The organism is Methylobacterium sp. D54C (assembly GCF_053345595.1).
In genome coordinates this window covers 1-285 of sequence record NZ_JBKFAK010000251.1, presented here as the reverse complement: position 1 = coordinate 285, position 285 = coordinate 1, and the positions used below count along the sequence as shown (strand labels likewise).

The 285-nt window shown below is 80.4% G+C and carries 1 pseudogene; it reads left to right on the top strand.

Features of this window, described 5'->3' with window-relative positions:
* A pseudogene (locus tag ACLBYB_RS33390) lies at positions 1-125 on the top strand (magnesium chelatase ATPase subunit I); the annotation flags it as partial.
* Positions 126-285 lie beyond the last annotated feature (160 nt).

Below are 285 nucleotides of genomic sequence, written 5' to 3'. Positions count from 1 at the left end.
TCACCGACGATCACCTCCGGCGCATCGCCCCGGCCGCCCTGCGCCACCGGCTGCGGCGCAACCCGCTCGACGAATCCGGGTCCACCGCCCGGGTGGGGCGGGCGCTGGCGGAGGTCTTCGCGTGACGGCGCCGCTGCGCGCGCCCCGACCGCGAGGGCGTTCATCGCGCGGCTCCGGCCGAATCGGCGCGGAGCGGAGCGCGGGGCTCCTCTCCCGTGCGGGCGGGGGACAGGGTGGGGGACGGGGACCGGCCGGACGAGGCGCGGCCCGAACGCGTCGCGCGGG